10 protein-coding genes are annotated in these 16,746 nt (G+C 71.3%); 4 read left to right on the top strand and 6 right to left on the bottom strand.

Features of this window, described 5'->3' with window-relative positions; all coding sequences use genetic code 11:
* Window positions 1-63 precede the first annotated feature (63 nt).
* From ligD to WME89_RS22395, 3 genes are all read right to left on the bottom strand, one after another.
* Complete coding sequence (gene ligD / locus WME89_RS22385) at window positions 64-2,196, bottom strand: DNA ligase D (RefSeq protein ID WP_438011159.1); 2,133 nt, start codon at window positions 2,194-2,196, stop codon at window positions 64-66.
* Between the two features lie 510 nt (window positions 2,197-2,706).
* Window positions 2,707-3,027, bottom strand: coding sequence for a hypothetical protein (locus tag WME89_RS22390; protein WP_438011160.1), 321 nt, complete (start codon window positions 3,025-3,027; stop codon window positions 2,707-2,709).
* A 109-nt stretch (window positions 3,028-3,136) separates the two neighbouring features.
* The gene (locus WME89_RS22395) at window positions 3,137-4,438 is read right to left on the bottom strand and encodes a hypothetical protein (protein ID WP_438011161.1); all 1,302 of its coding nucleotides are present in this window, start codon (window positions 4,436-4,438) and stop codon (window positions 3,137-3,139) included.
* Window positions 4,439-5,263: 825 nt separating this feature from the next.
* Here WME89_RS22395 and cysK point away from each other — a divergent pair.
* Both cysK and WME89_RS22405 read left to right on the top strand, forming a co-directional pair.
* Window positions 5,264-6,256, top strand: coding sequence for a cysteine synthase A (gene cysK, locus WME89_RS22400; RefSeq protein ID WP_437627252.1), 993 nt, complete (start codon window positions 5,264-5,266; stop codon window positions 6,254-6,256).
* Window positions 6,257-6,263: 7 nt separating this feature from the next.
* Window positions 6,264-7,253 (top strand): serine O-acetyltransferase, encoded by a 990-nt coding sequence (locus WME89_RS22405; protein ID WP_438011162.1) that lies wholly within the window; start codon window positions 6,264-6,266, stop codon window positions 7,251-7,253.
* A 184-nt stretch (window positions 7,254-7,437) separates the two neighbouring features.
* Here the strand turns inward: WME89_RS22405 and WME89_RS22410 are convergent, their stop codons facing one another.
* Together WME89_RS22410 and mgtE are read right to left on the bottom strand one after the other, a co-directional pair.
* Window positions 7,438-7,728 (bottom strand): SelT/SelW/SelH family protein, encoded by a 291-nt coding sequence (locus WME89_RS22410; RefSeq protein WP_438011163.1) that lies wholly within the window; start codon window positions 7,726-7,728, stop codon window positions 7,438-7,440.
* A 39-nt stretch (window positions 7,729-7,767) separates the two neighbouring features.
* On the bottom strand, window positions 7,768-9,201 hold the full coding sequence (mgtE, locus tag WME89_RS22415; protein WP_438011164.1) for a magnesium transporter: 1,434 nt from the start codon (window positions 9,199-9,201) through the stop codon (window positions 7,768-7,770).
* A 124-nt stretch (window positions 9,202-9,325) separates the two neighbouring features.
* On the opposite strand from mgtE, the gene WME89_RS22420 reads away from it, so the two are divergent.
* Together WME89_RS22420 and WME89_RS22425 are read left to right on the top strand one after the other, a co-directional pair.
* A complete protein-coding gene (locus WME89_RS22420) occupies window positions 9,326-11,311 on the top strand; it encodes an SEL1-like repeat protein (protein ID WP_438011165.1) in 1,986 nt (661 codons plus the stop codon).
* Window positions 11,312-11,750: 439 nt separating this feature from the next.
* Window positions 11,751-13,124 (top strand): hybrid sensor histidine kinase/response regulator, encoded by a 1,374-nt coding sequence (locus tag WME89_RS22425; protein ID WP_438011166.1) that lies wholly within the window; start codon window positions 11,751-11,753, stop codon window positions 13,122-13,124.
* A gap of 121 nt (window positions 13,125-13,245) precedes the next feature.
* On the opposite strand, the gene WME89_RS22430 is transcribed toward WME89_RS22425, so the two are convergent.
* Complete coding sequence (locus WME89_RS22430; protein WP_438011167.1) at window positions 13,246-16,689, bottom strand: UvrD-helicase domain-containing protein; 3,444 nt, start codon at window positions 16,687-16,689, stop codon at window positions 13,246-13,248.
* Window positions 16,690-16,746 lie beyond the last annotated feature (57 nt).

A 16,746-nucleotide genomic window follows, 5' to 3' on the forward strand; every position in this document is an offset into this window, starting at 1 on the left:
TCTCTCTTCTTCGGTGTGCTCACCGGCGCCTGGGTTCGCCGGGGGCACGGATCGACGGGGAGATCAGAGCCCGACCTGCTTCATCATCGCGCTCGTGATGGACTGGCGCACGCTGGTGAGCTCCGCCCATGGATCGGGGATCGTCGCGATCCGCTGCGGCAGGGCGTCGATCGTGAACGAGGCTGGATCGAGCGGCGCATCGAGCTCGTCCCACGAGAGCGGGGTCGCGACGGCGGCGCCGGGGCGAGCCCGCGTCGAGTAGGGGGCCACGGCGGTCGCCCCGCGTCCGTTCCGCAGATAATCGACGAAGACCTTGCCGGTGCGCTTGGCCTTGGACAGCGTCGCGATGTACCGCGACGGATCGAAGCGCACGAGCGCGTCGGCCACGGCCTTCGTGAACGGCTTCACCTCGTCCCAGCCTCTGCGCGCCTCGATCGGGACGACGACGTGGAGCCCCTTGCCGCCGGTCGTCTTGACGAAGCTCCGCAGCCCCAGCGTCTCCAGGAGGCGCCGCACCGTCCTCGCGGCGTCCGCCACGCGCTCCCACGGCAGCTCCGGCGCGGGGTCGAGGTCGAAGACCATCATGTCCGGCTGCTCGATCCGGTCAGCGCGGCTTCCCCAGATATGCAGCTCGAGCGCCCCCATCTGCACGAGGGACACGAGCCCTTCCGACGTCTCGACGTAGAGGTAGGTGCGCTTTCCGTCGTCCTCCTCGACGGTGGTCCGCCGGATCGCCTCGGAGAGCCCCTCGGCCTCGTGTCGCTGGAAGAAGCACGGTTTGCCCTGGCCCTCGGGGCAGCGCACGAGGGTGAGCAGCCGGTTTGCGACATAGGGCAGCATGTGATCGGCGATCTGGGCGTAATAGTTGGCGAGCGCGAGCTTCGTGATCCCCTGAGCCGGGTAGAGCACCTTGTCGGGGTTCGTCAGCCGCGCCCCGGCGACCTCGACCCTCTCCGCGCCGCCGCTCCGGCCGCCGCGCGACGCCCGGCTCGGCGCTGCGCTCGTCGTCTTGCTGATCGCCTTGTTCGACACGCCCGCCGACGTGTCTGGCGCTGCGCTTGCTGCCTTGGCCGACGCCGCGCTTGCTGCCTTGCTCGGCGCGCCTGCTGTCTTGCCGGACACCGTACCTGCGGCCCTGCTCGACGCGCCGGCTGCCTTGCCCGGCGCCTTGCTCGACGGGCCGCCCGCCTTCTTCGGGGGAAGCTCGGGCGGCGGCTGCTCGCGCTCGACGGTGACCGACTCCGGGGTGCGGTCCTCGCGGAGCCCCTCGAACGAGGGATGCCGCAGCCGCCCGTCGCGGGTCCACGCCGCGAAGTGGACCTCTGCGATGAGCCTGGGCTCCACCCAGTGCACGCCGCGCATGCGCGGCGCCCCTGCAAAGGCAGGCTGCGCGCGCTCGAGGGCCTCCAGCTGGCTGCGCAGGGTCGTCAGCGTCTTGCTCGTGAAGCCCGTGCCGACCTTTCCTGCGTAGACGAGCTTGCCTGACGTGTTCACGCCGACGAGGATCGCCCCGAGGCCCTGGCGGGATCCGGTCGGCTCGGTGAAGCCGACGATCACGAACTCCTGGCGTCGCCCACACTTCACCTTGAGCCAGCTGTTCCCGCGCCCGCTGCGGTAGGGAGCCTCCGGCCGCTTCGCGATGACGCCTTCGATCCCGAGCTTGCAAGCGTGCTGGAAGACGGCGGCGCCGTCCTCCTCGAGGTGCTCCGTGTAGCGCAGGGTCCCTTCCTCCGGGACTTCCGCGAGGAGCGCCTGGAGCGCCCGTTTGCGGCTGACCTGCGCGCAGCCGCGGAGATCGCGTCCGTCCAGGTACAGCAGGTCGAACGCGAAGTACATCAGGCGTCCTTCGCGCCCGTCATTCCCGTCGCTCAGCGCGTTCTGGAGCGCCTGAAAATCCGTCACGCCATCTCGGCCGACCACGACCATCTCGCCGTCCAGCACCGCCTCTCGTGCGGGCAGGCGGGCGAGGTCGTCGCGCACGTTCGGGAACCGCTCGGTCCAGTCCTGACCCCGGCGGGTCAGGAGCGTCACGCGGCCGCCGCGGAGCTTCGCGAGCATGCGGTAGCCGTCGAATTTCACCTCGTACAGCCACCCTTCGCCCTGGGGCGGCCCGGTGACCAGCGTCGCGAGCTGGGGCTCGACCTCGCCCGGGAACGGACCCTTCCGGGCGCCCTCGAGCGCATCCGCGTAGGTCAAGGTCTGGCGCGGCGCTGCGGCGCCGTCCGCCTGTCCCTTCGCGGCAGTCGAGCGCGGGCTGTCCGCGTCTGCCGCGCCCGCGCCGCGCCCCCGGCGGGATGTAAGGGGCGCGGGCCGCTCGTCCTGGGTGCGCCGCGCCGCGCTTCGCGCCTGTCTTTGTCCGACCATCGTCGCACCACCACCTTTTTTTGGTGGAAAAGCAAATTCGATACCGTAATGGCATCTCTGCTTTGCCGGCGCTCTGGTCCTTCTCGCTTCACGGCGCCTCCTGCTCAGTCCGGCATGAGCGCCCCAGCGTGATGCGTTCTGCCACGCTCACGTCATTGCAGGCGGGCTCTGGCTGATGCTTTGCCGCTTTCGCGCTCGACTCCCTGCCTTCCGGCGCACAGGTTCTCGCGCTGCAGCGTGGTTCCCAGGCTCGTCACGGAACGTGGAATGAACCCCTGTGCAGGGCTGCACGGACGGTGTCGCCTCGGGTCAGGACGGACTCGAGAACATCCGGAAGAGCGTTCAGCGCTTCAGCGCTGAGGGGCGCGCCTCATCGTCGCTGCAAGAAGCGGTCGGATCGTGGCGCGCGACGACGGGGAACTCGATAGGTCGACGTCCAGCGACCCACCGGCCGAACTCGTCGAGGGCTCGACCGGAGCGGGCGACCAGGAACGCCACCGGTTCGTCCCGCAGCGGGAGCTCGTTCGCTGCGACCCGCACGAAGCAATGCCACAGCGGCTCCACCCGGTAACAGCCGGGCGCGAGGACGCTCACCGGAGCCAGCGCCAAGGAGAGGGCAGAGAAGCCCGCTCCCCGCCGCCGGTAGCGGCGGTCGCGATTCACGCGCTCAGCAACGGCATCACGACGAGATCTCGAACGAAGACGCCGCCGTCTCCGTGATACACCGTCCGCTCGACGGCTCGCGCCCCCCGCGAGTCGCCCCCGCCACAGGTCACCGCGCGGGGGTCTCGCTCCAGTGGCGGACCAGATCAGGTAAGGCCGTCTCGGCCATGCGCGTCAGATGCCTCACGTGATCTGGCTTCTGCGTGCCCGGATAGCCGCGGACGTGAAATGCGCCCTTGTGCGCCTCGGAGAGCGGCAAGAAGCGAGGACGCGCCTCGCTCGCCCCTCCTGTCAGCTCATAGACCGCCTGCGCGTCGGCGCCCTCGCCCGGAGCGCGCTGCGCGCCCGTGAGCCTGAGGAGGGCGTCCGTGCTCTCGTGGGTGCCGGCGTAGTCGCCGTTCGGGATGATCTCCGAATGCGTGATCGACATGAGCTTCTTGCCGGAAGCCGCCAGCTCGGCGAAGCGCCCGAACGGCTTGAGACGCTCCATGTCCAGGCTGTGGTCGAGCGGCATGTAGCCGGTATGGATGCCGTCGAGCAGGAGCACGGCGTCCACCTTGTCAGAGAACCCGGGCTGGTTCAGGAGCCCGCGAACCGCGGCGTACCCCGCGCTGAACGCCGAGAGGGCGACGCGCCTGAGCCGGGCGTCGCGCAGCCCCCGCGCCTCGAGCGCCGTCTGCGCCTTCGCGAGGAGCACCGGCAGATAGGAGCGGATCGAGAACCGGGTCTCGTACGCGGCCGAGCTGATGCCCATGTTGATGATCATCACGACCGCGTTGAGCCCCGCGCGATCGAACCCCGCCTGGACGACATCGTTGACCCCGTGGAAATGGACCACCAGATCGTAAGCCCCGTCGGGCGAGGAGAACGACGCGGGGATGGTGATGATCCCGTCGGGGATGGGGATCACGGCCGCGCGATCGAGCGTCGCGTCGGCGCGATCCTCGAGCGCGATGGCCGGCGCGGCCGCTTCGACCTTTGCCTTGACCGGCGCAGCCGGCTCTGCCTTCACCTCGACCGGCTCTGCCACTCCCCTGGTGCGCAGGACGGCCGCCGCGGCCGCGGCCGGCTGGAGCACCGAGCTCGCGCGGAGATCGAACCCCGCCGCCCCGAGCTGCACCGAGACGAGCGCGCCCAGCACCGCGGCGAAGCTCAGGCCAGCACCCGCGCTCAGCGCGATGAGCCGCGATGTGGAGCGCCGCGTCGGAGCTGCCATGACCGGCGCGGGCGCCTCGACGGGCATCGCGAGGCCCGCGAGCGACGCGGGCGGCGCGGGTACACGACGGAAAATTAAAGTAGGCTCATCATCCTCGTGGGGCAGTTGGACCTCCGCGCGGTTGGGCTCAGCGGGGAACATGCTCAGCCATGATGCGAGGCGTATGCCACGCAGGGCAAGCGTCAAATTCAGCAAGATAAGCTCACATCCACGCACGTCAAGAAGGTGGACATGGTCTGACGTAGTCCCATGGACATGGTTCGCGGATTCCTCAGGAAATCACCTTACTTGCTCCGGCGCCCACGGGGTCTCGCGAGCGCCCGTGAGCCCGCCGCGGCCCGCTGTGGGCATATGTGTTCCTCCAGACGTCAGCGCGTCGCCAATGACGCACCTCGGCAAGCTTTTTTCCTGCGAGCTGGGGGCGATCTGGCCGCATCGCGTCATAGCATCTGAGAAGCCAAATGCCTTGGCAGAGACGGACGCGCGCCGTGGCGCTGGAGCGATGCCTGCCCCTCAGTCCGGTCCCTTTCATATGACTTCAGGGATGACTCCTGTTCTTCGCGCGTAAGTGACTTCGCGTCTTCCAGTACAAGATCACGGCAAAGATCGGCTCATGGGCAGACTGACCACCACGCGTCCCTGCATCTGGCTTCCCGGCGCGGGCCGTTGCAGGTCCAACGGGTCGCCACGGCACCATGGGGTAGCGGCCAGCGCGGATGAGGAGAAGCGGGGGCATGGCCGCCGCCACGCGCGAGGCCGCCACGCGCGAGCATGGCGCGCCGCCCGCCCGCAGCGCCGCCGGCCGATCGCTCGCCGCGCGAGCGCCTGCCCGGCGAGCAGGCGCTCGCGCGGCGAGCAGGCGAGCAGGCGCGGAGGCGCGACCGGCGCGCTCGACGTCGCGTCGGGATGCGGCGCCGCGCTCTGGAAATGCGGCGCGACGGAGGGGCAGCGCACGTGGGCCTTGACAGCGCGGGGCGCCTCTGGGTCTCCTCATTCCTCCCTCTCACCGGCACGACCCCCATGACCAACTACCCCCACGTCTACGACGACAACACCCAGAGCATCGGCCGCACGCCGCTCGTTCGCATCCGCCGCGTGACCGATGGCGCGCCCGCCACCGTGCTGGCGAAGATCGAGGGGCGGAACCCGGCGTACTCGGTCAAGTGCCGCATCGGCGCGGCCATGGTCTGGGACGCCGAGAAGCGCGGGCAGCTCGGCCCCGGCAAGGCGATCGTCGAGGCCACCAGCGGCAACACCGGCATCGCGCTCGCCTTCGCCGCCGCCTCGCGCGGCATCGAGTGCGTGCTCAGCATGCCCGAGACGATGAGCATGGAGCGCCGCAAGGTGCTCGTGGCCCTCGGGGCCAAGCTGCTCCTGACCCCCGGCCCCCAGGGGATGAACGGCGCCATCGCCAGGGCCGAGGCGCTGGCCGCCTCCGACCCGGGCCGCTACGTCCTGATGCGGCAGTTCGAGAACCCCGCGAACCCCGCGATCCACGAGACCACGACCGGCCCCGAGATCTGGGAGGACACCGGCGGCAACGTCGACGTCTTCGTCGCGGGCGTCGGCACCGGCGGCACGCTCACCGGCGTCAGCCGCTACTTCGAGCGCGTCCGGGGCCGCGCCCTCCACTCCGTCGCCGTCGAGCCGGTCAACTCGCCGGTCATCGCGCAGACGCTCGCCGGCCAGCCGCTCACCCCGTCGCCGCACAAGATCCAGGGCGTCGGCGCGGGCTTCGTCCCCAAGAACCTCGACCTCTCCTTCGTGGACCAGGTCGAGGCCGTCTCCAACGAGGAGTCGATCGCGATGTCGCGGCGCCTCGCCCGCGAGGAGGGCATCCTCTGCGGCGTCTCGTGCGGCGCGGCCATGGTCGCGGCGGCCAGGCTCGCGCGCGATCCGAAGTGGGCCGGCAAGACCATCGCGGTCGTCCTGCCGGACGCCGGCGAGCGCTACCTCTCGGGGCCCCTCTTCGAAGGCATGTTCGCCGAGGTCGAGAGCATGAAGGCCTCGTGAGGTCGATGTGAGCAACAAATGTGGTGACGCCCCTGTCACAGCGGGCGATCTGCATGGCATCGTCGAGGCGCTGATCGCGGGCTACCGGGAGGACCCCCGCGGCCACCACATCAACAAGCGCTTCACCCCATCGCCCCAGGAGATCACGGAGATCATCGATCTCCTCCTGCAGATCTTCTACCCGGGCTACCACGGGCGACAGGACCTCTCGGACGCGGACCTGCTCTACCACGTGGGCACGCTTGTCTCGACGCTGCAAGCCAAGCTGGAGCGGCAGATCGAGCGCTGCCTGTGCTTCCAGGACGAGACCGTGGACGCGGGCCGCCTCGACGTCCCGAAGTGCCGGCAGCGCGGGCGCGACGTGGCGCGGGTGTTCGTGGGCAGGCTGCCGGACGTCCGGCGGCGCCTCCTGCTCGACGTGCAGGCGGCATTCGACGGCGACCCCGCGGCGGCCTCGATGGACGAGGTCATCCTGGCCTATCCAGGGCTGCTCGCCGTGACGGTGCACCGGGTGGCGCACGAGCTGTACCTGCTCGGCGTGCCGCTCATGCCCCGGATCATGAGCGAGTGGGCGCACACGAAGACGGGCGCCGACATCCACCCGGGCGCCAACATCGGGGACAGCTTCTTCATCGATCACGCCACCGGCGTCGTCGTCGGCGAGACCACCGACATCGGGGCGCACGTCAAGCTCTACCAGGGCGTGACGCTCGGCGCCGTGTCGTTGCCCCAGCACTCGCGCGGCGCGCGCGGGATCAAGCGCCACCCGACGGTCCAGGACGACGTCACCATCTACGCGAACGCCACCGTGCTCGGCGGCAAGACGGTGCTGGGGCAGGGGAGCGTGGTGGGCGGCTCGGTGTTCCTGACGAAGAGCGTCGCCGACGGCCAGCGCGTGGCGATCGAGGCGCCGCGGCTGCGCGTCGCCTCGCCCTCGCAGGGCCCGCCGGGAGGCGGCGCCGAGCTGGACCCCGGCATCCTCGACTTCGACATCTAGAGAGGTGGGCGCCCGCTTCGGAGACGGGCCCATCTCGACGTCTTCGGTGCTCGGCGTCCTTTCGTACGCCTGCGCGCCGAAGACGCCGATCTGGGCCCGTCTCCTGTGCGGGCGCCCACCTCTCTGCGGGCGGGGAGCAGGGGAGAGGGAAGGGGCTGCTCCGGGCCGGGGGCTGGATAGCTCGTCAGCGGTCGGAGTGGCCGAGGGAGCGGGCGGGGGCGATGCGGTCGCGGATCGATTGCTTCAGCTCCTTCGGCTCGGGGAAGCGCTCGGCGGCGGCGCGCGAGAAGAGCAGGGCGCCGTCGAGGAGGACGTCGAAGACGCCGCTCTCGGCGGGGGACAGGAGCACGTCGATCTCGTCGGGAAAGGTGATGAGCAGCTCCTGGGCGAGCCAGGCGGCACGGGTGAGCCAGCGGCACTTGGGACAATAACGGATGGCCACGAGCGGACGCGGCGGCGCAGGGGCGGTGTCCATGACCCCAGCGTAGCGCGGGCGGGCGAGGCGCGGGGCGGCTCAGACCAGGAACGCCCTGGCGAGCCCGAGGAAGATGAAGAACCCCATGCTGTCGGTGCTGAACGTGAGCAGGACGCTCGCCCCCTGGGCCGGATCGCGGCCGAGGCGGTGGAGCACGAGCGGCACCGCGCAGCCGACCATCGCCGCGACGACCAGATTGAGCAGGATCGCCGCGGCCATCACGAGGCCGAGCGGCACGCTGCCGTAGAGCACCGCGGCGACGAGGCCCACGACCGTGCCCCAGACCGCGCCGTTCATCAGGCCGACGAAGAGCTCCTTCTGGAGGAGATGGCGCGTGTTCGCCCGGGTGATCCGGTCGAGCGCGATGCCGCGGATCATGAGCGCCACGGTCTGATTGCCCGTGTTGCCGCCGACGCTGGCCACGATCGGCATGAGCGCGGCCAGCGCCACGAGATGCTGAATCGTGCTCTCGAAGAGACCGATGACCCGCGACGCCATGAACGCCGTGAGCAGGTTGACGAAGAGCCAGAGCCAGCGGTTCTTCGCGCTGGTCCACGCGGGCGCGAAATAGTCCTCCTCGCCCGAGAGGCCCGCGCGCCGCAGCGCCTCGCTCTGGGCCTGCCGCTGGAGGAAGTCCATCACCACATCCACGGTCAGCCGCCCGACCAGCTTGCCGCGCTCGTCCACCACCGGCGCCGCGATGAGGTCGTAACGCTCGAACGCCTTGGCCGCGTCGCTCGCGTGGTCCTGCGGCGTGAAGCTCACGACGTCCGTCGACATGACGGCGCTCACGGACGCGCCCGGAGGCCGGAGCAAGAGATCCTTGAGCGACAGCGCGCCGCGCAGCACATGGCGCGCGTCGACGACGAACAGCGTCTCGGTGCGCGGCGGCAGCTCGGCCCGCCGGCGCACCTCCTCCAGCGCGCCGCCGATGTCCCAGGTGTCGCGCACCCAGACGAGCTCCGGGCTCATCAGGCGGCCCACCGAGTCCTCCGGATACGCCACCGTCGACCGGAAGAGCGACTGCTCCCGGGCGTCCAGCGAGTGGTAGACCTCCGCCACGATATCCGGATCGATCGACTCGCGGACATAGGCCAGCTCGTCAGGGTCGAGCTGGCCGAGCACCTCGACCTGGCGGCGACGCTCCGTCGCCTCCACCAGCGAGTCGCGGACCGAGCGCGACGCCTCGAGAAGCACCTGTGCGGCGCGGTAGGGCTCGAGCTCAGCCCAGACCACAAGGCGGTCTGCCTGGGGCAACACCTCGATGATGTGCGCGAGGTCCGCCGGGTGCAGATCCCTGAGCTTCCTCTGCAGCAGGGCGAGATTTTGACGGTGTACCAGCGACTCGACGAGCTCTTTGTTCTTGCTTTCCTGCTTGTGGGTCAGGGTCTCGATGACGCGTTGCTTTTCGAGCAGGGTAGTTACCAGGCTCAGGCTCTCTTGTAGTCTCTCCTGGGACCTGGACGTGCTCATGACGGCTCCGGGCGGGGGGCGCGCGCGAGCATAGCCCGTCGCGGCCGGCCTGGCTGGTCGACGCTGCGCTCGGCCGCGCTCGCCATATTGACCGGACCCCATGGCTCATGGTTCTGTCGGCGCAATGAAACGCGCCTTCGACATGTGCGTGGTAGGGCTCTCGTTCGCAGCGACGGCCTGCGGACCGGGCCTGGATCCCGAGGTGGTGGTGCATCCTCCCCGGCCTACCGCCTCGCCGGCGACCAGCGCCAGCGCGAGCAGCGGCGGGTGCCCGGCCATCGGCCACACCGAGCCGCTCATCGTCGACTGGCTCACGACCCGCCGCTCCGACCTCGGGCTCGCGATGAAAGAGGGCGTCGCGGTCGTCTCCTACGACTGCACGACGCTGAAGCTCCTCGCGCAGTGCAAGCTCGCAGGCTCCTACTCCTTCGCCGGCGTGACACGGAGAGAAAGCGTAATCCAGCTTACGAACCCTGCGGAGATGCAGGCGAATGCCCCCTTCGGCGCCGTGGCGCTGAGCACCGCGATCGAGGGCGCCGGCGCGAGCGCGAACGCGATCGACGTGGCGCTCGTGCCCACGGGGAAGATGGCGACGACCGTCACCTCCGTCTCCTCGCAGGATCTTTCGGGCAGCTGTGACGGCGCGACGCACTTCGTGCGGTCCGCGGTGCTCGGGGCGTTCGCGATGACGCCGGGCGGCCGCGGCGTGGCGCGGTCGGTCGATCAGGTGTTCGCGGCGGTCGGGGCGGCCGCGGCGTCGTCGAGCCAGGGCGGCACCACGAGCAAGGAAGGGGAGCTCGAGGCGTGCCGGGCCGCGAGGCCCGACGCGCAGGCGCCCACGGAGCGCTGCCACGCGCCGCTGCGCCTGGAGCTCGTCCCGCTGCTCGCGAAGAAGGCGGCGCCCGCCGAGCCGGCGGCGAAGCAGGCGGAGGAGGAATTGCCGGCGATCTCGAGCTCTTGCCCGGCCGGGACGGTGCTGAGCGGGGCGAAGTGCTCGCCGCCCTCGTTCGCGCCCACGCACCTGTGCGATCCCGCGGACTCCCGGGCGTGCGCGGCGCAGTGCGGGAAGGGCGATGTCGGGAGCTGCTATCACCTCGGGATCCACTACCTGAGCGGCAAGGACCTGCCGCGCGACGACGCGCGGGCGGCGGAGCTGTTCGAGAAGGCGTGCAGCGCCGGCGTGGCGCAGGCCTGCTACGCCCGGGGGAAGCAGCAGCTGCGCGACATCCTGAGCGCCAAGGTGCCGCCGGACGCGGCCGGGCGGGCGAAGGTGCGGGAGTTCGCCGACAAGGCGTGCGAGCTGGGCGACGGCTGGGCGTGCTGGAGCGCGGCCGAGTGGTACCTCCGGGAGGGCCCGCAGGCGGCCATCCCCAAGGACGCGACGCGCGCTGTCGCGCTCCTGCGGCGCGGCTGCGATCTCGGGTACGGGCCGAGCTGCAGCTCGCTGGGCAACATGCTGGTCGAGGGGAAGCTCGCGGCGAAGGACGTGGCGGTGGCCGTGGGCGTGCTCCAGCGCGCGTGCGAAGGGGGCCAGGCGGAGGATTGCGTCGAGCTCGGGGACATCCTTCGCAAGGGGCAGGGCGCCCCGAAGGACGGCGTGAAGGCGATCGCCGCGTACCGGCGCGGCTGCACCCTCGGGGACATGCGCGCCTGCAACGCCGCTGGCTCGGTGTACGGGGAGGGGGACGGCGTCCCGAGGGACGTCGCCAAGGCCTATGCGTTCTTCGAGAAGGGGTGTCCGGAGAAGGGGTTCGGCGCCGAGGCGTGCATGAGCCTCGCGGCGATGTACGAGAAGGGGACCGGCATCCCGAAGGACATGGCGCGCGCCGCGGCGCTCTACGAAAAGGTGTGCGGCACGGGCGGCTGCCTGCGCGCCGCGGAGATCTGGCAGCGGGGCGACGGGGTGCCGGCCGACCCGGCGAGGGCGTTCTCGCTTTACGAGAAGGCCTGCATGCAGTGGCGGGAAAAGAAGGCGTGCGACGCGTTCGGTCCGCTCCTGGAGACCAAGGACAAGGAGCGCGCGCGCGCCTTCTACACGGAGCAGTGCACGCGGACGCAGGACAAGGCGGCGTGCGCGAGCCAGAAGCGGCTCGGCGGCGCGACGAAGTAGGCGAGCGCGGCGGCCCCCCTCAGCTCCGAGCCCTGTGTTCCCGCCCGCCGGCGGGTCGAGACGCGCCCCGCTCGCCGGCGAGGTGGCCTGTCCAACAACGCCTCGAAGCGTGCCCTTTCGTCCCAGTCACATCCTGCCGGTGAGCCGCTGGCGGCCAGGAGACGCCAGCGCCCCAGCTGGCGAGTCGGAGAGCCGCGCGTACGTCATCGACAGGACGCGAGATTGACCTGCTCCGGTCCGTTCGCCACGTCCGTCGAGCGCGATGCCGGGCACGGATCGGTGTTGATCTTTGATCATCCACCTTTGACCATCGTTGGAGCTCATAGAGGGTTGTCACGCAGGATGGGTTAACGTACCGTACGAGCCGTCAAGACACGCCTGGCTCCTTCTGCCGGCGTCCTGGGATCGTGCTCGGTAGATCCCGGTGTGGAGGGCGACGATGCAGACGTTCAGGGATCCCTCGTCCAGCGGCAGCGCGATCTCCACCCCGCCTGTCGCGCCGTTCGAGGTCAGCGAGCTGCAGCAGCGGGCGCGAGCGCTGGAGGAAGAGCTCGAGTACCGCAAGGAGCTCGAGGGCGCGCTGCGGCAGGCGCTGGCGGATCGCGAGCTCGCCGAGGCCGAGCGCGAGCGGCTCCTCTCGCTCGAGCGAGCGGCCCGCGCTGACGCGGAGACGGCGAGTCGCTCGAAGGACGAGTTCCTCGCGGTCCTCTCCCACGAGCTGCGGACGCCGCTCAACGCGATCCTCGGGTGGACGCACATCGTCAGCGATCCTCGCGAGGACGCGGCGACGGTCCAGCATGCGCTGGAGGTCATCCGGCGGAACGCCGCGGTGCAGCTGAGGGTCATCGAGGATCTCCTCGACGTGTCCCGGTGCGTGACCGGAAAGATGCGGATCAGCGCGGACGACATCGATCTCGGCGAGGTCGTCGCGTCCGCGATCGACAGCGTCCGCCTCGCCGCGGAGGCGAGGCGGGTCGAGATCGCGCTCCACGTCGACGACCCCGCGCGCGGCGCGACAGGGGACGCCGCGCGCTTGCAGCAGGTCGTGTGGAACCTCCTGTCGAACGCCGTGAAGTTCACGCCCGCGGAGGGCAGGGTCGACGTGCGCCTCGAGCGCGCCGGCGCGCGAGCGCAGATCGTCGTCCGGGATACGGGCGTCGGGATCGCGCGCGGGTTCTTGCCGCACGTCTTCGAGCGGTTCCGGCAGGAGGACACGGACACCGCGCGCAAGGACGGCGGGCTGGGGCTAGGGCTCGCGGTGGTGCGGTACCTCGTGGAGGCGCACGGGGGCACGGTCGCGGCAGAGAGCGCAGGCGAGGGGCGCGGCGCGACGTTCACGGTGACGCTGCCGCTCCGCGAATCCGGGACGGACTCCGCGAGGCTCGCGGCCCCGGAGCAGCAGGTCTCGCTGCGCCACGTGCGCGTGCTCCTCGTCGACGACGACGACGACACGCGGGAGCTGTTCACCCGCATGCTCACCCGGGCAGAGGCGACGGTCGAGAGCGCGGCGTCCGTCGAGGAGGCGCTCGAGCTGCTCTCCTCGCGAGAGCTCCACGTGCTGATCAGCGACATCGGGATGCCGGGGCGGGACGGCTACGTGCTGATCGACGCGATCCGCCGCCATGCCGACCCGAGAGTGCACGGCATTCGCGCGGTCGCCGTGACCTCCTATGCGGGGGACCACTACCGCGCCCGGGCCATCGACGGCGGATACGACGAGTATGTCGCGAAGCCCCTGGATCCAGGTCGCTTCGCGGCGAAGATCGCGCGGCTGATCGGTCACCCGGGACGCGGGCACGGGGGAGTGGGGTGAAGAGGACGGTCAGGGCGCCAGGGACGCCAGGCGAGAGAAGAGAGAGCTCTCTTGTCTTTGTCTCGCCTGGCGTCCCTGGCGTCCTGCCAGCTCATCCTCTCCTTCCCGACCGAGCACCGCGCTAGAACAGCTTCATCTGTCGGTCGGCGCCCGGGCGCGATCTCCGCTGCGCCTCCGGCGACGGGCCGACCCGCAGGAGCAGCCGCTCCTCGACCTCGCGCACGAACGGCGAGACCTCGGCCTCCACCACCTTGCCGTGCCGCGCGCGCTGCAAGGCGCGGGTGAGGAACAGCCGCTCTCGCGCCCGCGTCATGCCGACGTAGAAGAGCCGGCGCTCCTCGGCGATGTCGGTCTCGCCCCTGCCGGGGAACCGCAGCGGGAGCAGGCCGTCCTCGCACCCGACCAGGAAGACCACCCGGAACTCGAGCCCCTTGGCCGCGTGCAACGTGAGGAGCGAGATGCGCTCGGCCCGCGGATCCCACGCGTCGACCTCGGCGCTCACCGCTACCTCGACAAGGAACCGATCGAGGTCCCCTCCGCAGCGCGCCGCGAGGGCGAGCAAGAGCTCCAGCGCCGCGTCCACCTCGGCCTCACCGAGGCGCGCCGCGTCCCCCTCCGGAGCCGCGCCCTCCGCGGGCGCGGCGAGGTCCGGCCCGGGCTGCGCAGGCGGCTGCGCCACCTCCTCCCGCAGCCGGGCCGCTGCCGCCTTGAGGCGCGCCGCGAGCGGCCCCGGCGCGGTGCCGGCGAGCGCCCGCGCGAGCGCCTCCGAGGCCGCCCGCTCGGCCACGCGGCGCTCGGACCGCCGCTGGAACGGCATGCCGGAGCGCGCGAACGCCTCCCGCAGCGCCTCGGACTGCGCCTCGGTCCGGTAGAGCACAGCGAAGTCCGAGAAGGCGTACTCCCCACCGCCGTGCGGCGCCGACACCCGCCCGCTATCCATCGAGAAGAACGTGGAGCCGCCGAGCATCCGCTCGACCGTGTGCACCACGTGCTCCGCCTCAGCGCGCTCCGTGGGGGCCTCGTGGACCGCCACGAGCTCCATGCTCCCGGCGTTCCGCCCGTCCGGCAGGAGCTCCCGCGCGCCGAGCGTCGGCGAGGGCGCGATCACCTGGAGCGCTGCCTCGACGATGGGGCGTGACGATCGGTAATTCCGCCTCAGACGGACAACGCGTGCTGCTGGAAAGTCCTGCTGGAAGCGGAAGAAGAAGCCCACGTCGGCGCCGCGGAACCCGTAGATCGCCTGATCCGGGTCCCCGATGGCGCAGACGTTCCCGCCGGGGGGGACCAGCGCGCGCACGAGCCGGTACTGGCGCTCGTCGATGTCCTGGTACTCGTCGATGGACAGGTACCGGGCCTGCGCGCGCGCTGCGGCGAGCGCGTCGCTCCGCTCCTCCAGCAGGAGGATCGCGTGGCCGATGAGGTCGTCGAGGTCGAGGAGCCCGCGCGCGGCGAGCTCGTCCTCGTATACCTTCCACGCGCGATCGACATGGCGGTCGAGCTCGCCGCCGGCGCTCGAGGCGCCCTCCCGCAGCGCGTTCGCGTCGGCGTGGCGCGGATAGGTCCGCTTCAGCGCCGCGATGTCGGCGAGCAGCCTGGCCGCCCGCCGCTCCGGGACGCTGAGCGCCGCGGCGAGCAGCGCCGTCCGCTCCTGGTCGCCGGCGATCTTGGGCGCGACGCCGCCGGCCGCGTGCTGGCGGAGCAGCGACAGGCCGAGCGCGTGGAAGGTCATGGCGGGCACCCGGCCCGCAGCCTCGCCGAGCAGCGCGTCGAGGCGCTCCCGCAGCTCGTCGGCGGCGCGGCGGGTGAAGGTGATCGCGAGGCACTGCTCCGGCGGCACGCCGAGGTCGACGACGAGGTGCGCGATCCGGTGGGTGAGCGTGCGGGTCTTGCCGGTGCCCGGCCCCGCCAGGAGGAGCAGCGCGCCCTCGGTGACCTCCGCCGCGGCCCGCTGCTCGGGATCGAGCGCCGCGAGCAGCCCCTCGCCGTCCGGCGGCGGCGGGTCGCCCGGTGGCGCCCCGCCGGAGGGCGGCGGCGCTCCGGAGGATGGCGGCGTTCCGCCCGAGGGCGGCAGTGCCCCGCCCGAGGACGGCAGCGCCCCGCCAGAGGACGACGACGCCTCGCTGGAGGACGCCAGGCGCGGCCCATCGTCCGCCCGCGCCCGGCCGCGGCGCGCCGGAGGGCGGTCTCCCGCGGCGGGTGAGCGCGCCGAGCGCGCCCCCTCCGGCGGGCGCTCGCCCGCGGGCGGACGCGGTGCCGCCGCCGGCTCGGGGGTCGCTGGCTCCTCCTGGAAGAGGAGCCCGCCCCCGCGGCGCTGCTTCAGCTCGTCCGGCTGGAAGACCCGGATCGCGCCGTACTCGCCGTCATAGCCCGCGTCGCGGATCACGCGCCCCTCCCGCATCCGCGCGATCGCCTCGGAGAGGAGGGGCGTCCCGGCGCGCTCGATGTCCTCGAGCGGGGCGTCGCCGAGGAGGAACAGCTCGGGGCCGACCCGCGACAGCACCGCGTCGTAGCTCCGCTGCACCGCCTTGCTGGAGGCGCCGAGGCCGTGGAGCTCGGCCAGCACCTCGGGCAGGGGCACCAGGTTGCGGAACTCGCTCGCGCCCTCGGGCCGCGCCCCTTCCTCGCGGTCGGCGAGCTCCTCGACCCGGTGCAGCACGCCCACGGTCACCGGGTGCCCGCACACGGGGCACGCCTCGGAGAGCGCCCGCGTCTCCGCCGGCGAGAGCACGACATTGCACTTCCGGTGGCCGTCGAGGTGATACTTGCCCTCTTCCGGGAAGAACTCCACCGTGCCGCAGAAGCCCTCGCCGGTCTCCAGGGCGCGCCGGATCGCGAAGTAGTCGACCGGTGTGTCGAAGGACGTGGCCTCGCGGCCGAGCTTCGCTGGCGAGTGCGCGTCCGAGCTGGAGACGAGCCGGTACCGGTCGAGCCCGGAGATGCGCCAGTTCATGGCGGGGTCCGACGAGAGCCCCGTCTCGAGCGCGAAGATGTGCGGCGCGAGATCGCCATAGCACTCCTCCACAGCGTCGAAGCCGGCCTTCGAGCCGAGCACCGAGAACCACGGAGTCCAGATGTGCGCCGGCACGAGGTAGGAGCCCTCGCCCGACTCCAGGACGATCTCGAGCAGGTGGCGCGAGTCGAGCCCGAGGATGGGCCGCCCGTCGGCGGTCAGGTTGCCGACCTTGCCGAGCGCGCGGACGATCCGATCCGCCGAGTCGAAATCGGGCGCGTAGAGGAGATGATGGATCTTCCGTGTCCGATCTCCCTTCTTGTAGATCGTCGAGATTTCCACCGAGAGCATGAAGCGGGTCGACGCGCGGCACGCGCCCGGGAGCCGCTCCGAGACCGCGCGCTCGCGGTCCTCTCGCAGGCGAAAGAGCCCAGGCTCGGCGGGCACGAGGCCCTCGCGGAGCTCGGCCATCCACACCGGATGGGTGAAGTCGCCGGTGCCGATCACCGCGATACCCTTGCGCTGAGCCCAGTAGCTCAGGTGCGCAAGATCGCAATCGCCGCTCGTCGCCCGGGAGTATTTCGAGTGCACGTGGAGGTCGGCATAGAAACGCATGGTAGACCGTCGTGAGGAGTCGTTACCTATCGGACTTCCTCACGCTGTCAATCACGG

This window comes from Sorangium sp. So ce321 (genome assembly GCF_051530195.1).
Classification (GTDB): domain Bacteria; phylum Myxococcota_A; class Polyangia; order Polyangiales; family Polyangiaceae; genus Sorangium.

Excerpts from the sequence above, each read along its gene's own strand:
- WME89_RS22425 (WP_438011166.1), top strand. The coding sequence starts at position 11,751 with ATGCAGACGTTCAGGGATCCCTCGTCCAGCGGCAGCGCGATCTCCACC.
- cysK (WP_437627252.1), top strand. The coding sequence starts at position 5,264 with ATGACCAACTACCCCCACGTCTACGACGACAACACCCAGAGCATCGGC.
- WME89_RS22420 (WP_438011165.1), top strand. The coding sequence starts at position 9,326 with ATGAAACGCGCCTTCGACATGTGCGTGGTAGGGCTCTCGTTCGCAGCG.
- WME89_RS22430 (WP_438011167.1), bottom strand. The coding sequence starts at position 16,689 with ATGCGTTTCTATGCCGACCTCCACGTGCACTCGAAATACTCCCGGGCG.
- WME89_RS22410 (WP_438011163.1), bottom strand. The coding sequence starts at position 7,728 with ATGGACACCGCCCCTGCGCCGCCGCGTCCGCTCGTGGCCATCCGTTAT.
- mgtE (WP_438011164.1), bottom strand. The coding sequence starts at position 9,201 with ATGAGCACGTCCAGGTCCCAGGAGAGACTACAAGAGAGCCTGAGCCTG.